General features: G+C 68.3%; 15 protein-coding genes. 10 read left to right on the plus strand and 5 right to left on the minus strand.

Annotated elements, in window-relative coordinates; translation table 11 throughout:
- Positions 1 to 14 precede the first annotated feature (14 nt).
- Positions 15 to 1178 carry an imidazolonepropionase gene (gene hutI / locus ACFCV3_RS26545; protein ID WP_376034190.1) on the plus strand — a complete coding sequence of 388 codons (1164 nt, stop codon included), beginning with the start codon at positions 15 to 17 and terminating at the stop codon, positions 1176 to 1178.
- 28 nt (positions 1179 to 1206) lie between these two features.
- On the opposite strand, the gene ACFCV3_RS26550 is transcribed toward hutI, so the two are convergent.
- A complete protein-coding gene (locus ACFCV3_RS26550; RefSeq protein ID WP_376034192.1) occupies positions 1207 to 2112 on the minus strand; it encodes a DUF559 domain-containing protein in 906 nt (301 codons plus the stop codon).
- A gap of 294 nt (positions 2113 to 2406) precedes the next feature.
- Here ACFCV3_RS26550 and ACFCV3_RS26555 point away from each other — a divergent pair, with 294 nt between their 5' ends.
- Positions 2407 to 2838, plus strand: coding sequence for a phosphoribosyltransferase family protein (locus ACFCV3_RS26555; RefSeq protein WP_376034194.1), 432 nt, complete (start codon positions 2407 to 2409; stop codon positions 2836 to 2838).
- A gap of 44 nt (positions 2839 to 2882) precedes the next feature.
- Here ACFCV3_RS26555 and ACFCV3_RS26560 read toward each other — a convergent pair whose 3' ends face one another.
- Positions 2883 to 3362 (minus strand): GNAT family N-acetyltransferase, encoded by a 480-nt coding sequence (locus ACFCV3_RS26560; RefSeq protein ID WP_376034196.1) that lies wholly within the window; start codon positions 3360 to 3362, stop codon positions 2883 to 2885.
- Between the two features lie 215 nt (positions 3363 to 3577).
- Here ACFCV3_RS26560 and dnaK point away from each other — a divergent pair, with 215 nt between their 5' ends.
- From dnaK to ACFCV3_RS26585, 5 genes are all read left to right on the plus strand, one after another.
- Complete coding sequence (dnaK, locus tag ACFCV3_RS26565; RefSeq protein ID WP_376034198.1) at positions 3578 to 5446, plus strand: molecular chaperone DnaK; 1869 nt, start codon at positions 3578 to 3580, stop codon at positions 5444 to 5446.
- Entirely contained in the window at positions 5443 to 6093 is a 651-nt protein-coding gene (grpE, locus tag ACFCV3_RS26570; RefSeq protein WP_376034200.1) for a nucleotide exchange factor GrpE, read from the plus strand. Before dnaK ends, grpE begins: the two co-directional genes overlap by 4 nt.
- An 18-nt stretch (positions 6094 to 6111) precedes the next feature.
- Positions 6112 to 7296 carry a molecular chaperone DnaJ gene (dnaJ, locus tag ACFCV3_RS26575; RefSeq protein WP_376034202.1) on the plus strand — a complete coding sequence of 395 codons (1185 nt, stop codon included), beginning with the start codon at positions 6112 to 6114 and terminating at the stop codon, positions 7294 to 7296.
- Positions 7296 to 7766 (plus strand): heat shock protein transcriptional repressor HspR, encoded by a 471-nt coding sequence (locus tag ACFCV3_RS26580; protein ID WP_376034204.1) that lies wholly within the window; start codon positions 7296 to 7298, stop codon positions 7764 to 7766. The genes dnaJ and ACFCV3_RS26580 overlap by 1 nt, the downstream gene beginning before the upstream one ends.
- Positions 7767 to 8024: 258 nt before the next feature.
- On the plus strand, positions 8025 to 8561 hold the full coding sequence (locus ACFCV3_RS26585; RefSeq protein ID WP_376034206.1) for a GNAT family N-acetyltransferase: 537 nt from the start codon (positions 8025 to 8027) through the stop codon (positions 8559 to 8561).
- Here the strand turns inward: ACFCV3_RS26585 and ACFCV3_RS26590 are convergent.
- Together ACFCV3_RS26590 and ACFCV3_RS26595 are read right to left on the minus strand one after the other, a co-directional pair.
- A complete protein-coding gene (locus tag ACFCV3_RS26590) occupies positions 8528 to 9574 on the minus strand; it encodes a glycosyltransferase 87 family protein (RefSeq protein WP_376034208.1) in 1047 nt (348 codons plus the stop codon). The genes ACFCV3_RS26585 and ACFCV3_RS26590 overlap by 34 nt on opposite strands.
- Before the next feature lie 77 nt (positions 9575 to 9651).
- Complete coding sequence (locus ACFCV3_RS26595; protein ID WP_376034210.1) at positions 9652 to 10854, minus strand: glycosyltransferase 87 family protein; 1203 nt, start codon at positions 10852 to 10854, stop codon at positions 9652 to 9654.
- Positions 10855 to 10997: 143 nt separating this feature from the next.
- On the opposite strand from ACFCV3_RS26595, the gene ACFCV3_RS26600 reads away from it, so the two are divergent.
- From ACFCV3_RS26600 to ACFCV3_RS26610, 3 genes are all read left to right on the plus strand, one after another.
- On the plus strand, positions 10998 to 12785 hold the full coding sequence (locus ACFCV3_RS26600; RefSeq protein WP_376034212.1) for a sensor histidine kinase: 1788 nt from the start codon (positions 10998 to 11000) through the stop codon (positions 12783 to 12785).
- Complete coding sequence (locus ACFCV3_RS26605; protein ID WP_376034214.1) at positions 12782 to 13444, plus strand: response regulator; 663 nt, start codon at positions 12782 to 12784, stop codon at positions 13442 to 13444. Before ACFCV3_RS26600 ends, ACFCV3_RS26605 begins: the two co-directional genes overlap by 4 nt.
- 90 nt (positions 13445 to 13534) lie before the next feature.
- On the plus strand, positions 13535 to 14776 hold the full coding sequence (locus ACFCV3_RS26610; RefSeq protein ID WP_376034216.1) for a hypothetical protein: 1242 nt from the start codon (positions 13535 to 13537) through the stop codon (positions 14774 to 14776).
- A gap of 2 nt (positions 14777 to 14778) precedes the next feature.
- Here ACFCV3_RS26610 and ACFCV3_RS26615 read toward each other — a convergent pair.
- Positions 14779 to 18389, minus strand: a 3611-nt coding sequence (locus tag ACFCV3_RS26615; RefSeq protein ID WP_376034218.1) for a S8 family serine peptidase, incomplete at its 5' end; no start/stop codon positions are given.

Here is an 18389-nt window from a genome sequence, read left to right on the forward strand (position 1 = left end):
GGACTGGTGACTTCATGACTACTCTGCTCGTGACCGGGATCGGTTCGCTCGTCACCAACGACCCTGCGCGGGGTGGGTTGCTCGGCGAGATTCTCGATGCGGCGCTGGTGATCGAGGGCAGCAAGATTGCGTGGGTCGGTTCGCGGACCGATGCGCCTGCTGCCGACAACGCGATCGACGTGGCCGGGCGGGCCGTGATCCCGGGGTTCGTGGACTCGCATTCGCATCTTGTTTTCGCGGGGGACCGGGCCGAGGAGTTCGCGGCCCGGATGAGCGGGACGCCGTACTCGGCAGGTGGGATCCGGACCACGGTCGCGGCCACCCGGCAGGCAACCGATGAACAGCTCACCGCGAACGTCGCCCGGCTCGTCACCGAGATGCGCCGGCAGGGGACGACGACGGTCGAGATCAAGTCCGGGTACGGGCTGACGGTGACGGACGAGGCGCGGGCGTTGCAGATCGCGCGTCAGTTCACCGACGAAACGACGTACCTGGGTGCGCATGTCGTGCCGGCCGATTACGCCGACGACCCGGCGGGCTACGTCGACCTGGTCACCGGGCCGATGCTGGATGCCGTTGCAGGTCACGCGAAATGGATCGACGTCTTCGTCGAGCGCGGCGCCTTCGACGAAGACCAGGCCCGCGCCATCCTGAAGGCGGGGATCGCCCGCGGCCTCCAACCGCGTGTCCACGCCAACCAGCTCGGCGAAGGCCCCGGCGTCCAACTCGCCTGCGAACTGGGCGCAGCCGCCGCCGACCACTGCACCTACCTCACCGACGCCGACATCGACGCCCTCGTCCAAACCGGCGTCGTCGCCGGCCTCCTCCCGGCCATCGAGTTCTCCACCCGATCGCCGTACCCCAACGCCCGCCGCCTCATCGACGCCGGCGTCACCGTAGCCCTCGCCACCGACTGCAACCCCGGCTCCGGCTACTCCTCCTCCATCCCCTTCTGCATCGCGCTGGCAGTCCGCGAGATGCACATGACCCCCGCCGAAGCCCTCTGGTCCGCCACCGCCGCCGGCGCCCAATCCCTCCGCCGCACCGACGTAGGCCACCTGACCCCCGGCGCCCAAGCCAACCTGGCCATCCTCGACGCCCCCACCTACCTACACCTGGCCTACCGCCCCGGCGTGCCGCTGGTGGCGCAGACCTACGTGGCTGGGAGGCCGGTGTAAGGCGCGGACCCCCACGCCATCACAACTGTCATCCGGCCAAGGCGTCCCCGCTCAGACCGCCGACTTCGGCCCAATTGTGATGGCCTGCAGGTCCGGCCATTGCCGCGCGGATCGAGGCCACGACCCACTCGCGGTCGAACATCACGTCCTCCCAGCTGAACCGCAGCAACCGCCAGCCGCGCAGGGTCAGGTTCACGTGCCGGCGGCAGTCGCGGGTGAGCGACGTCCGGCTGCTGTGGAACGCGAAGCCGTCGCCCTCCACCGCGAGCCACAGGCCACGATGGCCGAGGTCGATACGCGCGGAGAACGTGCCGTCCCGAACGACGACCTGTGGTTCGAAGCCGTCGATACCGGCCTCGATCAGGATGGCCCGGATCACGGACTCCAGCGGCGACTCGGCCCGGCCGTCCGCGGCCACCGCGACCCGTACGGCCCGGCGGCAGCCGGGACCCACGAGCTCGACGGCGGCGACCATCAGCTGAGAGTGGTCCACCGCACCGAGGCGGAGCGCGGAGTCCGCGATCGTCAGGCCGGCCTCGAACGGCAGGGTGCGTGCGCAGTCCAGCACGGTGCGGAGCTTGCTGGTGACGCGGCCGTCGGACGGGACCTGGTCGGCCCAATGCAATCTGCAGGGGACCGGGCTCAGGCGGCGATGCTGTCCGCGGGGGACGGTGATCTGCGGCTTGTCCGGCAGCTCGAGCACCGACAGGCCGTGCAGCAGGGCGGCGCTCACATGCGAGACCACGCCGCCCTGGGCTCGCGCAGCGGCGAGCGGATCGGGGAGCGGCGGCAGGGCGTAGACCCCTTTCGCGATCCGCCGGATCAGGCCGTCGGCCAGCGCGGCCCGGATGGCACGCCCGGACACGATCCCGCGCAGCTCGCCGAAGCTGGCCGTCCCCGCCCGCCGTTGCAGTACCTCCACGACATCAGTCATCCCTCGATGCTGGCCGAAATCGCCATCTGCCGTCCGAAGTTATCCACAGGCGGACCGCCAGGCCATCACAACTGTCACCCGGCCAGGGCGTCCCCGCTCAGATCGTCGGCCATGGCCCAGTTGTGATGGCCTGCAGGTCCGCCCAAAAACCGGATGCGTCCCCCAACCCCGTCCGCCACGCTAGGAGGCATGGACATTCAGCGGCGGTTGCAGGTGGGGTTTCGGTGGCGGGGGGATCGGGGGGTTTGAGGGTGGTCGGCTGACGTCACTGGGTGGTGGCGGGATGCTGGGTTGTTGCGGGAGCTCGGGCCGGCGTTGGCGGGGTTGTACGGGGAGGCGCCGACGGTTGTGGTGGGGCCGGTTTCGCGGGGGTCGTTGGTGGGGGCGGTGACCGCGGTCGCGTTGGGGGTCGGGTTCGTGGAGATGCGGAAGAACCAGGCGCCGGCGATGGACAGCGATCGGTGGGTGCGGCGGACGACCGGGCCGGACTACCGGGATCGGCATGTCGAGTTCGGGTTCCGGCGGGCGTTGATCCGGCCTGCGGATCGGGTGTTGATGGTGGACGACTGGGCCGATACCGGGATGACTGCCCGGGCGGCGCGGGAGATGGTGGCGGATTGTGGTGCGACGTGGATCGGGGCGGCCTGCATCGTCGACGGGCTGACGGATCCGCGGTTGCGGCACGATCTGCCGATCAGAGGGTTGCTGGACGTTCGGCAGCTGTAAAAGAGGCGCCTGCCGCCCCACGCCGGGGTGGCAGGCGCTTCGGGTCAGAGCTCCTTGACCAGGAGGGCCATGGTGCCGCCGCTGGGGTTCGGGCGGGTGTCGACCTGCTTGTAGCCGCGGGCGGCGTGGAAGGCGAGGCCCGGGTTGTCGGGAAGGTCGGAGCGGACCCGGGTGACGACGCGAGTGAAGGGCTGGGCGGCGCGTTCGATGGCGCGGTAGACGGTGGAGGCGACGCCCTGGCGGCGGCGGTCGGCATCGACGACGATGCGGTCGACGAACAGGAACCGGTCGCCGTACGTCGAGGCGAACCAGCCGTACTCCAGTCCGTCGTAGGCCGATCCCGGGGTGAAGGTGAGGACGAAGCCGATCGGGCGGCCGTCGTCCTCGACGACCACGGCGTGGGCCGCGATCAGCCGGAGCCAGTCGAGCCGGTCCAGGCCGAGGGGGTCGACCAGGCCGGCCACGGTGGTGTTGAGGGCGAGCACCGAGGCGTAATCGGCTGGGACGAGTGGGCGGAGTTTCACCTGGTCAGAGTCCCATGGAAGGCCTGTTCCAGGGGAGGGGTCTCCCTGGCCCTACCCCGGCCGTAACCCCGAAATCAGGGATCGGCCTTGGGAATGACCCAGGCCTCGTGCAATGTTGAGTCCAGTGAACTCAAGTTTGTTCAGTCACGGATTTGAATACCGGGCGACCGAACGGCAACATTGAGTCTGTATCACTCAACTCGTGGAGGTAAAGCATGGCCCGCGCGGTCGGTATCGATCTCGGTACGACGAACTCCGTCATCGCCGTACTGGAAGGTGGCGAGCCCACCGTCATCCCCAACGCCGAGGGAGCGCGCACGACGCCCTCGGTGGTCGCCTTCGCCAAGAACGGCGAGGTCCTGGTCGGCGAGGTGGCCAAGCGCCAGGCCACCACGAACGTCGACCGCACCATCCGCTCCGTCAAGCGCCACATGGGCGAGGACTGGAGCGTGGACATCGACGGCAAGAAGTTCAACCCGCAGCAGATCAGCGCCTTCGTGCTGCAGAAGCTGAAGCGGGACGCCGAGGCGTACCTCGGGGAGCAGGTCACGGACGCGGTCATCACCGTGCCGGCCTACTTCTCCGACGCGCAGCGCCAGGCGACCAAGGAGGCCGGCGAGATCGCGGGCCTGAAGGTGCACCGGATCGTCAACGAGCCGACCGCCGCCGCGCTGGCCTACGGCCTGGACAAGGGCACCGAGCAGACCATCCTGGTCTTCGACCTCGGTGGTGGCACCTTCGACGTGTCGCTGCTGGAGATCGGTGACGGCGTCTTCGAGGTGAAGGCGACCAGCGGTGACAACCACCTCGGTGGTGACGACTGGGACGCGCGGATCGTGCAGTGGCTGGTGACCCAGTTCAAGAACAAGAACGGCACCGACCTGTCCGGCGACAAGATGGCCATGCAGCGGCTCACCGAGGCCGCCGAGAAGGCCAAGATCGAGCTGTCCAGCGCCGCCGAGACCAGCATCCACCTGCCGTACCTGAGCCTGACCGACTCCGGTCCGCTGCACCTGGAGGAGAAGCTCTCCCGGGCCGAGTTCCAGAAGCTCACCACCGACCTGCTCGAGCGCGCCCGCGCGCCGTTCAAGGCCGTCATCAAGGACGCCGGCGTGGACGTGTCGAAGGTCGATCACGTCATCCTCGTCGGTGGTTCCACCCGGATGCCCGCCGTGGCCGAGCTGGTCAAGGAGCTGACCGGTGGCAAGGACCCGAACAAGGGTGTGAACCCGGACGAGGTCGTCGCCGTCGGTGCCTCCCTGCAGGCCGGTGTGCTGAAGGGTGAGGTCAAGGACGTCCTGCTGCTCGACGTGACCCCGCTGAGCCTGGGCATCGAGACCAAGGGTGGCGTGTTCACCAAGATCATCGAGCGCAACACCACGATCCCGACCAAGGGCTCGGAGATCTTCACCACCGCCGAGGACAACCAGCCGTCGGTGATGATCCAGGTCTACCAGGGTGAGCGCGAGATGGCCCGCGACAACAAGTCGCTCGGCAACTTCGAGCTGACCGGCCTGCCGCCGGCGCCGCGGAACGTGCCGCAGATCGAGGTCACCTTCGACATCGACGCGAACGGCATCGTGCACGTCAACGCCAAGGACCTGGCCACCGGCAAGGAGCAGCGGATGACGGTCACCGGTGGCTCCGCGCTGCCGAAGACCGATATCGACCAGATGGTCCGCGACGCCGAGCAGTACGCCGAGGAGGACCGGCTGCGCCGCGAGGCCGTCGAGTCCCGCAACCAGTCCGAGGGCCTGGTCTACCAGACCGAGAAGTTCCTGTCCGAGAACGAGGACAAGATCCCGGACGACGTCAAGACCGAGGTCAAGGACGGCGTCGCGGAGCTGAAGAAGGCGCTCGAGGGCACCGATGACGCGGCCATCAAGGCGGCGTCGGAGAAGCTGTCCCAGTCCAGCCAGAAGATGGGTGCCGCGATGTATGCGAACGCCCAGGCCGCCGGCGGGTCCGAGGAGGGTGCTTCGACCGACGAGCAGGCGAAGGCCGACAGCAACGACGACGATGTCGTCGACGCCGAGATCGTGGACGAGGACCGGCCGCAGGACAAGAAGGCGGAGGACAAGTGACGGATCGACCCACGGGCAGCGAGTTCGGCGACGGGGACCCCGTCGTCCGGGACAAGCGCCGGATCGACCCGGAGACCGGAGAGGTGCGGGAGTCGGAGCAGGCTCCCGCGGGAGTTCCGGACGACGTGTCGTCGCTGACGGGTCCGTCGGCTCAGGAAGCTCTGCTCACCGAGGCGCTCTCGGAGCGTACGGCGGACCTGCAGCGACTGCAGGCGGAGTACGTGAACTACAAGCGCCGGGTGGACCGGGACCGGGAGGCGAGCCGCGAGCTCGTCATCGGCTCGGTGCTCAGCGAGCTGCTCGGGACGCTGGACGATGTCGGCCGGGCCCGCGAGGCGGGTGAGCTCGAGGGTGCGTTCAAGGCGGTCGCGGAATCGCTGGAGCGGGTCACCGAGAAGCTCGGCCTGGTGAAGTTCGGCGAGCCCGGCGACCCGTTCGATCCGCGCATCCACGAGGCGCTGCTGCACAACTACTCCGACGAGGTCGACGGCCCGACCGCGACCATGGTGATGCAGCCGGGCTACCGGCACGGCGAGCGGATCCTGCGCGCGGCCCGGGTGGCCGTCTCGGAACCGACCGAGAAGCTGCCGGACACTCCGGCAGAGAGCACAGCAGATGACGAACAGGCTGCGGACAAGTCCGAGTAGCGGGAGGGGAGGCGTCGAGTGAGCACGAAGGACTGGATAGAGAAGGATTTCTACAAGGTCCTCGGCGTCTCCAAGACCGCCGAGCAGGACGAGATCAAGAAGTCGTACCGCAAGCTGGCGCGGAAGTACCACCCGGACTCCAACCAGGGTGATGCCACCGCGGAGGCGAAGTTCAAGGAGGTCTCCGAGGCGTACGACGTGGTCGGGGACACCAAGAAGCGCAAGGAGTACGACGAGGCGCGGCGGCTGTTCGGCAGCGGCGGCTTCCGGATGCCGGGCGGTGGTCAGCAGGGTGGCGGCGGATTCAACTTCGACGTCGGTGACCTGTTCAACCGTGGTGGCAGCGGTGGTGCGGCCGGGGCCGGTGGCGGCCTGGGCGACATCCTGGGTGGCATGTTCGGTGGTGGTGGCCGTTCCTCGACCAGCACGTCGACGACGGCCCGGCCGCGGCGTGGGCAGGACATCGAGACCGAGGCGACGATCGAGTTCGCCGAGGCCGTGAACGGTGTGACGGTCGCGCTGCGGATGACCAGTGACGAGCCCTGCAAGACCTGCCGCGGGACCGGAGCGAAGTACGGGACGGTGCCGAAGGTCTGCCTGAAGTGCGAAGGCACGGGCATGCAGACCTCGGTTCAGGGCGGCGTGTTCGCCATGACCGAGCCGTGCACCGAGTGCAAGGGTCGCGGTCTGGTCGTCGACCAGCCGTGCGAGACCTGCCACGGCTCCGGCCGCGGCCAGTCGAGCCGGACCATGCAGGTCCGGATCCCGGCAGGGGTCCAGGACAACCAGCGGATCCGGCTCAAGGGCAAGGGCGCGGCCGGCGAGCGGGGTGGCCCTTCGGGCGACCTCTACGTCACCGTGCACGTCACCCCGCACCGGATCTTCGGCCGCCAGGGCGAGCACCTGACGCTGAGCGTCCCGGTGAGTTTCACCGAGGCGGCCCTCGGCGCCGAGATCAAGGTGCCGACGCTGGACGGTCTGCCGGTCACGGTCCGGATCCCGGCCGGTACGGCGAACGGCAGCAAGCTCCGGGTCCGGGGCAAGGGTTCGGTCCGCCGGGACGGCACCAAGGGCGACTTGCTGCTGACCCTCCAGGTCCAGGTCCCGCACGAGCTGACCGACGAGCAGCGCACCAAGCTGCAGGAGTTCAGCTCGGCCTCGGACCAACCTGATCTGCGGGCCGGGTTGTTCGGGAGCGCCTGATGGCCTCAGGAGCGAGGAACCGCCCGTTCAGCCAGGGACCGACCTGGGACGACCGCACCCCGATCTACGTGATCTCGGTAGCGGCCCAGCTGGCCGGTATGCACCCGCAGACCCTGCGGCAGTACGACCGGCTCGGCCTGGTGGTGCCGAGCCGGGCGTCCGGCCGCGGCCGGCGCTATTCGGCGTACGACGTGGCGCGGCTGAGGTATGTGCAGCACCTGTCCCAGGAAGAGGGTGTCAACCTGGCGGGAATCCGGCACATCCTCGCGCTACAGTCGGAAGTGGAGGATCTGCGTTCCCGGGTGAACCAGCTCCTGGCAGAGGTCCAGCGGGGGGTCGGCGTCTCGCGACGCAGCACCGCCAGCCGGGTCTTCTCGGCCGGTCCCGCCGGCGACGTGATCGCGATGGGCCGCCAGCAGACCACGACGCGCTGGATCCGCACCCAGCCGCTGGAGCTCGGACCGCGCTGATCCGGCACAACTGAACCACCGGAGGTTCCCGAACCCCCACCCCTCGGGGCCTCCGGATCCGGTGGAGGCGCATCGATTCCCCCTCGATGCCTCCACAGCCGGAGTCGCACCCTCCCCCGGGTGTTCTTCGGCCCCCGCGGGGTGGTCCGTTCCGGGCCACCCTGCGGCTTCCACGAGACCCCGGTTCCCAGGGACCGGGGTTTCGCACGTTCACGTTCCGGACACCCGCGCCGTGGAAGTCCGACGTACGCTGGCAAGGTGACGCTGAGCCTGCAGACGGACCGGCTGTTGATCCGGGACTGGCAAGAAGACGATGCCGACGCCGCGCTGGAGATCTACGGTTCGCCCGAGGTGGCGCCGTGGCTCTCGCCGGCCATCGACCAGGTCGCCGACGTGGCCACCATGAAGATGATCCTGACCGCCTGGATCGAGGCCCAGCCGAACTTCGTCGTTCCGGCCGGCCGCTGGGCCGTGGTCCGGCGGGAGGACGACGAGGTGATCGGCGGGCTGCTGATTCGCCTGCTGCCGCCGTACGAAGAGGATCTCGAGATCGGCTGGCAGTTGCGGCCGTCGGCCTGGGGCAACGGGTTCGCCACCGAGGCGAGCAAGGCACTGATGAGCTGGGCGTTCAAGACCGGCGAGGTCGACGAGCTGTTCGCCGTCGCCCGCCCGAACAACAAGCGCGCGATCAGTGCCGCCCGTCGGCTCGGCATGGAGTGGGTCGGCGAGACGGACAAGTACTACGACCTGAATCTGCAGGTTTACCGAGTCCGCGCAGGGGATTTCAGTCGGTAGCTGAAGGCAATCAACGCCAGTGCGCACAGCAGGTACGAGTCCACGGCCACGGTCTGCACGGCGCTGTAGTGGAGCTCCCGGTCGTTGCCGAACGGTATCCACCACGGTAGTCCGATCAGGAAGATCGTGATCCAGGTGGCGGAGAGCGCGGTCTGCAGGGACCGCAGCTTGCCGCGGTGGTGCCAGGCCAGCGCCGCGGCGGGGAGCGCCCAGACCCAGTGGTTCGTCCACGAGATCGGTGAGACCGCGAGCCCGGTGAATCCGGTCACCACGACGGCCTCGAAGCCGAGACCACGATGGTGTAGCCGACGCGCGACGTACAGGCCGGTGCCGGCCACTATGATTGCCGTCAGCAACCATAGTGGCGAATCGCCGGTGAGTCGGACGAGCGCGCCACGCAGCGACTGATTGCTGAAGTAGTGCGGCGGGCCGACGCGAGCCGGGTCGAAGATGTACTTCGTCCAGAAGTCGATCGTCGACGGGGGCGCTACCAGGAACGCGATCAGCATGGTGACTGCCGTGGTCACGCTCGCGACCAGAGCCTCGCGGTACCGCTTGGTGATCAAGAGGAAGACGATGAAGATCCCCGGTGTCAGTTTGATGCCGGTGGCAACACCGACCAGGACGCCGCGGAACCGCCGCGGCACCAGCCCGAGCAGGTCCACCATCAATAACGCCAGCAGGACCAGGTTGATCTGGCCGAGTCTGAAGGTCGACTGCACCGGCTCGAAGAGCAACGCAGCAGCAGCGATCAGTACGGCGGTCGCCGGCGGCCACCGGAGTTTCCTGACGGTCGCCCACCCGATCACCAGCAGCGCCAACGCCGACGCGAACGTGATCAGCGTGCGGGCGAAAGGCAGGCTGATCGCGAACGGCGAGAACACCATCGCCGCGAACGGCGGATAGGTGAAGCCGAGGCCGATGTCGGGGTAGTACGCGAGATGCGCGGTGTAGATGTCCTGACCGTTGACAAGCCCGCGGGCTGCCGCGTAGTAGATCCCGAGATCGTCCATGCGGGCATTCCATGGGTGCCAGCGCAGCAGACACAGGATCGGCAGGATCGTTGCTAGCAGCATCAATTTTCGCTGATTCACTTGCGACGCTGCCAAGCCGCGATCAGCAGCACCACTGCGCAGATTGCGTAGGAGTTGCCGAGGTACAGCTCGAAGCCGTGGTGGTGCAGCTCTCGATCGTCCATGTACGGCGCCAGCCAGGGGAGCCCGATCCCGAAGGTGACTGTGGTGAGCGCTGCGAGTCCGGCGCGGTACACCGTGGTCGCGCGCGTCCAGAGCAGCGCGCAGGCCGGGAGCGCCCAGACCCAGTGAGCGGTCCAGGAGATCGGTGAGACGAGTACGCCGATGGCAGCCGTCAGCAGGACTGATTCCAAGAGCAGTCCGCGGTCGAATGCACGTCGTACGGTCACGAAGCCGACGATCAAGGTGGCGAGGACTGCGATGATCCAGAGCGGAGCGGTTCCTTGCGGACCGCCGGACAGGCGGTCGATGACTCCGCGCAAGGCCTGGTTGGTCACCAACGTGCTTGAGCCGGGACGGGTCGGGTCGAAGATGTAGACGCCCCAGAACCGCCGGGCCGCGTCCGGCATCGCCAGGAAACCGAGCACCATCGTGGCGAAGGTGACGGCCGAAGCCGTTGCCGCCTCGCGGTATCTCCGGGTCACCAGCAGGTAGATGATGAAGATGCCCGGAGTCAGTTTGATGCCGGTGGCAACGCCGATCAGTACGCCACGGAATCGTCGTGGCAAGTGCCCGAGCAGATCGATCAGCAGGATCGCGAGCAGCATCAGGTTGATCTGGCCGTAGTGGAACGTCATCCGCACCGGCTCCAGTGCGAGTCCGGCAGCGCCGAGGGCAAAACCGGCTGCGAGCACCCGGTGGGTCGACCAGCGCGGGCGAAGCCCTCGAACCGTGGTCGACCCGATGACCAGCAGGGCAAGGGCTGAGAGCGCGGTCATCAGCAGACGGCCGGCGCCCGTGCCCAGCAACCCGAGCGGCGCCATCAGCAGGGCGGCGAACGGTGGGTAGGTGTAACCGAGCAGGTCCGGAGAAGCGTGATGCGCGGTATAGATGTCCTGGCCGTGCAGCACTGCCTTCGCGGCGGCGACGTACACGCGGAGGTCGTAGAGGTCCTTGGTCGGCGGCCAGAGCGCTACGCAGACGGCCACGAACGCCGCGCCGGCGAGGCTCAGGGAGAGGATCGGATGCCGGGTGACCCGGGCGGAAATTCCGTTGCCAGAGGCCCCTTCAAGAGCGGGCTGAACGGGGCTGGTCGTCATGTCTTCGACGATCCCGGCGAGCCCCCTGCCACCACATCGCCTTCAGGGATGGACCGAGCTCACCGCGGGGTATGGGGCGCCACGGCCGGGTATCACTCCTGAGAGTGACGGCTTCCGGGCCAACCCACCCCCACAATGGAAGCGTGAAGGACCTCTGGACCGAACGCCGTGCGCTCTGGGTCGATGCCGCGATCGCGGCCGCGGCCCTCGTCAGCCTGCGATTCAACGCGGCCGACGTGGGCACCGGCGGTTGGCTGTGGGGGCGTCTCCTGCTGGTGCTGCTCCCGCTGCTGATCGCGGTCCGCCGGATCGAACCGGCGGTCGCGTTGCCCGGGTTGGTCATCGGTGTCTATCTGGCCAACGGCCTCGGCCAGCCGCCCTGGATCCTGTACGGCGGCATCGTTCTGGCCCTGTGGTCGCTGGCCGGTCGGTGCAAACTGCCAACTGTTATTGCAGCCACCCTGCTGTCTGCGGCGATCCCGTTGGTGCTGGAGTGGCTGCGGGCCGCCGCCTTCTCGTACGACATCGACTCCGCGCCCTATGCGACGTGGTGGTGGCAGCTTTCGGGTGCGATGATGCTGACGGCGTTGGTGTGCTACGTGGTCCGCTATCGGAGCTGGGCCCAGGCAGTGTCCGTACTGCAACGGTGGCGGGACCTCTGGGCGTTCCTCCGCAATCCGGACTACGAATTGATCCGGGACGTCCTGCTCGGAGCCACCTTCGCGAGCCTGATCCTGACCGAGGTCGGGTCGGACCTCGCCCACGGCGCTTGGTGGAGCGCACCGGCCTGGATGCCGTACGGCGTCGGGATCGCCGGGCTGACGCTGACTCTGCGCCGCTGGCCGTTGATCCCGGCGGTCGTGCTGGCCGTGGCAAGTCTGATCGCCAACTGGCAGTCGTACCAGGCGCCCATCAGCCTGTACGTCGCTTTCGGACTCGCGTTGTACTGGCTGGTCGCGAAGCCGAAGCGGTCCCGGAGCCTGCGCTGGACGTTGCCGGTGGCAATCGGTCTGCTGACCCTGCTGCCGTTGATCACCCGGCAGATGCGGGTCCGCTATCTGCAACTGATCTTTCCGCAGATCAAAGAGCGCGGGTGGGACAACACGTTCGACGGCGTTCTGCGCAACAGCACGTACGACGGCATCGTGCAAAACGTCTGGCCGTACACGCTCTCGCTGATCCTGCTGGTCGCGGTGCTGGCGGCGATCGCGATGCGCCAGTACCAGCGCAACCGCGAGGCGGCGCGGCGTGAGGCTGAGCTGGAGCAGGCGGCGGAGGAGCTCGAGGCCGAGCAGGTCGTCCTCACCGAGCGGGCGATCATCGCGCGCGATCTGCACGACGTGGTCGCGCATGCGGTGAACCTGATGGTGATCCAGGCCGAGACCGGGCCGGATCTCGTGCGGCGTGGGGAGGCCGACGTACTGGCTGGGTTCCAGCGGATCGGGGACGCGGGGCGGCGGGCGTTGAGCGAGCTGGACCGGCTGTTGTCGACGTTGCGCGACGAGGACGGGATCGCCGATCCGCAGCTGGCTCCCCAGCCTGGGCTCTCGGATCTGTCACAGTTGGTCGCGGACGTCGCCGACGACCGCCTGCCGATCGAACTCGACCTGCAGGGTGACCTCGAGACTCCACCGGAGGGTCAGCAGGTGACGGCGTACCGGCTTGTGCAGGAGGCGCTCACCAACGTGGTCAAGCATGCGAAGGCGACTGGGGTCCGGGTGGCGGTGCGGAGCGAGGAGACTGGTGTGCGGGTCGAGGTGACCGACGACGGGGTCGGGTTCGACGTCGCCGCGGCGCGGCGTGGCAACCGGCACGGCCTGGCCGGGATGCGTGAACGGGTCCGGATCGAGGGCGGCACGCTGGACATCCGCAGTACGCCGGGATCCGGGACGACCGTGGACGCGTGGATGCCGGTCGGAGGCCGCCGGTGAACGACCGTCCGATCAAGGTGATGGTGGTCGACGACCAGGACCTGGTCCGGGACGGGATCGCGATGATCCTGGACGGGCAGCCCGATATCGAGGTGGTCGCCCAGGCCGTCGACGGTGCGGACGCGATCCGGCAGGCAGCCGCGATCCTGGATCTGGCCGTCGTACTGATGGACGTCCGGATGCCGGTGATGGACGGGATCGAGGCCACCCGGCAGCTCGCCGGCGGACCGCGGGTGCTGATCCTGACCACGTTCGACCTCGACGAGTACGTGTACGACGCGCTGCGGGCCGGGGCCAGTGGGTTCCTGCTGAAGCGCTCCTCGCGGGACGAGCTGATCAACGCCGTCCGGGTGATCGCGGCCGGTGATGCGCTGCTGGCGCCGCCGGTGACGCGGCGGCTGATCGACCGGTTCGCCGACACCCGGCTGGATCCAGCGGTGGCGGAGCGGATCGACGTACTGACTGCTCGCGAGCGGGAGGTGCTGGTGCTGGTTGCCAAGGGCAACTCGAATGCCGAGGTCGCGGACGAGCTGCACCTGACCGAGCACACCGTGAAGACACATGTCAGCCGGATGCTGGCCAAACTCGGCCTGCGGGACCGGGTGCAGGCGGTCATCCTGGCGTACGACGCGGGGCTGGTGACCGCGGGACAGAGGTAAGCAGCGTCCATGGTAAGAAGTGGACAACGGTGAGAACTGGCCAGGACGACTCGTTGACGTCGGTCAGCGGTCGCCCGAAAACTGGCTGACGTGCTCACCTTTGCCGCCCTCCTGAGTCCCGTCCTCCTGTCCGCCACCCTCCTGACCGCACCGGCCGTCGTCGACGCGCCGACCATCTTCTACATCGACTCGGTCGCGGGGAACGACGCCGCTTCCGGGACGAGTGCGACCACACCCTGGAAGAGCCTCGCCAAGGTCAACGGCTACGCGTTCGATCCGGGTCAGCAGATCCTGTTCAAACGAGGCTCGTCGTGGACCGGGTCGCTCAACTTGTCGCGCAACGGCATCACTGTCGGCGCCTACGGTTCCGGCGCGCTGCCGAAGATCGGTGGCCCGGTGCTGAACTGTGTGAACGTCACCGGCGACGACATCTTCATCGGTGACCTCCGGGCCAGCGGTTGCAACTGGGCCGGCTTCGAACTGTTCGGCGACAGCATCGTGCTGGACACCGTGCAGGCCGACAACAACGTCGCCGGGATCTCCATCACCTACGGTTCGGACTGGAACGACGTCCGCTGGAGCACGATCGTCGACAACAACAAGATGAGCGTCGACGACGACACCCACCCCGACGACGACTCGGGTGCGTTCGGCGTCCTGGTGCACGGTGACGACAACAAGATCCGCCACAACACGATCAGCGGCAGCTTCCACACCAGCCACGACTACGGGTACGACGGTGCCGCGGTCGAGATCTTCAACGGCAACCGGAACCACATCGAGTACAACAAGACCGCCGACAACGACACCTTCACCGAGCTCGGTCACGAGGCCGGCAAGACCGCCGACGACAACGTGTTCGCCTACAACTCGGTCACCTCGACCAAGCCTTCCGGCACCTTCCTGATCACCCGCGGAGCCCAGAGCCACATCGGCCCGGTCCGCCGTACCCTCGCGATCAACAACTCCGTCAACCTGCCGAACGGCGACGGCTGGAGCTGCGACCAAGGCTGCGGCCCTGACATCCTCAAGCTCCGCAACAACATCGTCAAGGTCGGCAAGAAGGTCGGCTACGACGACTCCTTCGACACCCACAACCCCGCCGACGCCGCCGATGAGGACCGCGGCGTCTACCAGGGCGCCGTCTACCAGTTCACCCTCGGCGCCCGCTCGGTCAAAGCCGACCCCCTCTACACCAGCTCGACCGACCTCCGCCTCAAGGCCGGCAGCCCCGCGATCGGCCGCGCCGAGAATTCCGGCTACCCCGAAGACCTGGCCGGCAAGTCCCTTACCGGCCTGGCCTCCTGGGATTGCGGGGCCTATCAGCGCTGACGCTACTTCAGGCCGTAGGCCTCGGTGATCTGCTGCTCCAGACTGTTGCCGTCAGCATCAGTTGCGACGAGACGGAGCGACGGTGACTTGCCGGCCATGGCAGCCGGATGGGTGATCTTCGCGGTGTACTGACCGGCACCGGTCGGGGTCAACGGCACCTTGGCCCAACTGGTGCCGTCGTACGAGATCTCCAGGTTCGCGGTGACGAACGGGCTGCGGACCGCGCCGGTCTGGTGCCGTAGCCCGAACGTCAGCGGGACCGGTTGCCCGGCCGGTACGCGGCCGAGCTGATCCGCGGTCGGCAGATCGAGGTCTGCCGTGATCACCGGCATGATCTCGGACCTCCCGCCCTGGGAGGTCCAGGTCCACGTCGACCGGATCTGGCTCGAGTACTTGCGGGCGTTGTCGGGCGATCGGCGGGTGGTCAGCGACGCGCGGAACTTGGCCGCGTCGATGGGCAGGTCCGGGATCCAGATGTCGGTGGTGTCGGACGTCGCGACCTGTACGCCGTTGCGTTCGACGATCAGCTCGGCCAGTTCGGTGCTGTACATCGCGGGCGTGAACTCGTTCCGATGGACCAACGGACTGATCTGGACGGCCAGGGCGCCGTCCTCGGTCCAGCCGACCGAACCGCCGTTCCACGCGCGCCCTTCCTCGAAGCCGCTGACCAGGACCGGCGCCATCCAGCGCTGGGCAGCCTGCTCACCCGGCCGGTACTTGCGTGGTGCCGACTCCCCGCGCCCGATCGAGGTCGAGACTTCGCTGCTCCACGCGATCGGTCCGGCCTGGACGTACGACGTACGCGTCGATGGCGTCGGGAACATCGAAAGCAGGTACCAGTAGCCGAGCAGGAGGCCGCCAGGTGACTCGCCGAGGCGCTGCTCCTGGTAGCTGCCGCCGGCAGCGTCATGGGCGCCGAAGGTCTCCTTGATGGTCGCCAGTTGCTTCGGCGTCACGGTGACCGCGGTCGCCGCCGGGATCCGTCCTGTCGTTGGCTCCATCAGGTCGTAGATGTCCGGCGGTACGGCGACCCCGGTGATCTCGACCGGCGCTTGCCGATCCAGCAGTGCCTTGGCCGTGACGCGGCTGACCCGCATGACCGGGATCGTCACCTGCGGGTCGGTGCCGGACCACCAAGCACCCATCGCCTCCACACCCGGGCGATCTCGTGCGTAGAGCATCGCCGCGGTCGCACCGGCGTCCTGAGCGACCTTGACGATCTCGTCCAGCGGGCGCTCGTCGGCGTCGGCGATCGCGATCAGCGCCAGCTTGCCGCGAACGTCGATCGGCTCCCCGGGCTGCGCCGTCCCGGCGTCAGCCGGCCGCAGCACCTTGGTGCCGGTGAAACGCGGCGCCAGGAAGACGTCGCGGACCTCGAACCGCGAGCCACCGGCCCGGACCCGGTACGGCGGGAGTTCGAGACGCGAGGTCATCACGAACTCCGAGCGGCCGACTGTCGTTGTGCCACCGGGAACGGCGGACAGGCGAAGTGGATCACCGGTCCCGCTGATCACCTGGAATCCACCGACGGGCACGCCGGCGGACGTCATGACCTGGTAGGCCATGGCCCGGCCCCGCGCGAGCAGCTCCGGCCGATCCTGGACCGTCTGCTCGACGACCTTTGCCTTGCGGGCGTCGAGGACGGCGGTGACCGGTCCCCTGATGTCCAGCTCGTCCGACGACAGCAGCGTCAGCTCGGTGTTGCGAGCATCGGTAGCGCCCAGCTCGAAGACGCTGGTGACGACGTACCGGCCCGGGACGACCCGGACGGTCACGGTCCCGTTGCGCAGGTCCAGACCGGATGGCGGCAGATCCGGTGCAGGTCCGTCGACGCGGGTGAGATTGAGCTGGGCATCGGCCGGTCGGCCGTCTCTGGTGATGCCCTTGACGGTCAACGAGTACCGCTCGCTCTCGGCGTACCAGCCGAAGGTGGTGACGATCGGGTCCGCACCGGACGCGGTGGCGGTGATCCGGCCGGAGAAGGTGCCGATCCCAGCCGCCGCACGATCTGCGGTTACCGTGACGGTCGCGTCTCCGCCGGCCGGCACTGTCAGCTCGGTCGCACTCAGTCGCGGAGTCGCGGTCGCTGGGTTCATCGTGGCGGCCAGTTGAAGCGTGACCGCTGCCGTCGTCGGGTTGTGATAACTCAGCTCGCGGGTGACGGCGTCCTTCTCGGGATGTGGCCAGGCCAGGGTGCCCAGCTCCAGCTCGCCAGTGTTCACGGTGACGTCGGCTGCAGTGGCTTGGTCCGCGTCGATCCGGCCGGCTCCTTCGTCGCTCACGGCGGCCTGCTGCGGGTCGGCCGTGGAGATCAGGCGCGCCTTGAGCTGTGCCGCCTTCCAGTCCGGGTTGGCCTGGGCCACCAGCGCTGCCACTCCGGCGACGTGTGGCGTAGCCATCGAGGTTCCGGTCGCTGACGTGTAGTTGTCGTCGACCGGATCGCCGAGGTCGGTGCCGGCCGCGCGGGCTGCGACGATGTCGGTGCCAGGTGCCGAGATCTCTGGCTTGAGCGCGCCGTCGCCGGTGCGTGGACCTCGGCAGGAGCTCGGGGCAAGCGCGCCGTCGCGGACCAGGTTGCCTACGGCCAGTGCTTCGTCGGCCGACGCGGGTGCGGAGACCTGCGCGGGGGTCGTGGAGCGACAGTTGCCTGCGGCAACGATAAACAGCGTGCCGCTCGTTCGGCTGAGGCTGTTCAGTGCAGTCGACACCACGTCGGTGCCGTCACTCGGCCCGCTGCCGAGGCTCAGGTTCACCACCGCGGCGCCTTGCTGCACGGCCCATTCCATCCCCGCGATGACCTGGGAATTCAGACCGGACCCGTCGTCGCCGAGCACCTTGCCGTTGAGCAATGTTGCCTCCGGGGCAACCCCGGTGTACTTACCCCCGGACGCAGAGCCGTTGCCGGCGGCGATCCCGGCCACATGGGTCCCGTGGCCGACGTGATCCATCGCGGTGGCGGCGTCGGAGAAGTTCTGCTCGGCGGCGATCCGGCCCTTCAGATCGGGGTGGTTGCCGTCGATGCCGCTGTCGAGGATCGCGATCTTCACCCCCTTCCCGGTGAAGCCCCGCTGCCAGGCGGCCGGTCCGCCGATCTGCGGGACGCTCCAGTCCGTGCTGGCCCGCACCCGACGGTCGAGGGTGACTCGCCGGATCGACTCGGCGACCCGGGCATTCTTCGGGGTCAGCGAGCGCCAGAATTCACGGGCCTTCGCCTTGTCCACGGTGGCGGCGCGACCACGAATACTGGTCAGGACGCGGGTGGACGCCGTACCGGCCGGAGCCTTCGGGGCAGCGCCGGTGTACTCGACGATCACCGGCAACGTCGTGGACCGAGCATCGTCGCGGCGTTCGGCAAGCAGTGTGGTGACGTCGAACAACGAGCTGTCGAGCCGGCCGGACCGAACGTCGGCAGCGGCGATGGACGGTACGGCGACGGTGTGTCCGCCTGAGTAGCTGACGACCACACTGGAGGATCCGGGCAGCGCGGTGATCCGGTCCGGGTGTCCGGGACGTCGGCTGACGACGATGCGATCGCCGGTGATCAGGGTGATGGTGGTGCCTGCGGGCTCCGGTTTCGGTGCCGGTGCCGCCGCGGCGGCACCGGACGGCGGCG

The sequence above is a fragment of the Kribbella sp. NPDC056345 genome (assembly GCF_042262745.1).
Lineage (GTDB): Bacteria > Actinomycetota > Actinomycetes > Propionibacteriales > Kribbellaceae > Kribbella.

Coding starts and splice junctions, on each gene's coding strand:
- hutI (WP_376034190.1), top strand. CDS start 15: ATGACTACTCTGCTCGTGACCGGGATCGGTTCGCTCGTCACCAACGAC.
- ACFCV3_RS26550 (WP_376034192.1), bottom strand. CDS start 2,112: ATGACTGATGTCGTGGAGGTACTGCAACGGCGGGCGGGGACGGCCAGC.
- dnaK (WP_376034198.1), top strand. CDS start 3,578: ATGGCCCGCGCGGTCGGTATCGATCTCGGTACGACGAACTCCGTCATC.
- ACFCV3_RS26580 (WP_376034204.1), top strand. CDS start 7,296: ATGGCCTCAGGAGCGAGGAACCGCCCGTTCAGCCAGGGACCGACCTGG.
- ACFCV3_RS26590 (WP_376034208.1), bottom strand. CDS start 9,574: ATGGACGATCTCGGGATCTACTACGCGGCAGCCCGCGGGCTTGTCAAC.
- ACFCV3_RS26595 (WP_376034210.1), bottom strand. CDS start 10,854: ATGACGACCAGCCCCGTTCAGCCCGCTCTTGAAGGGGCCTCTGGCAAC.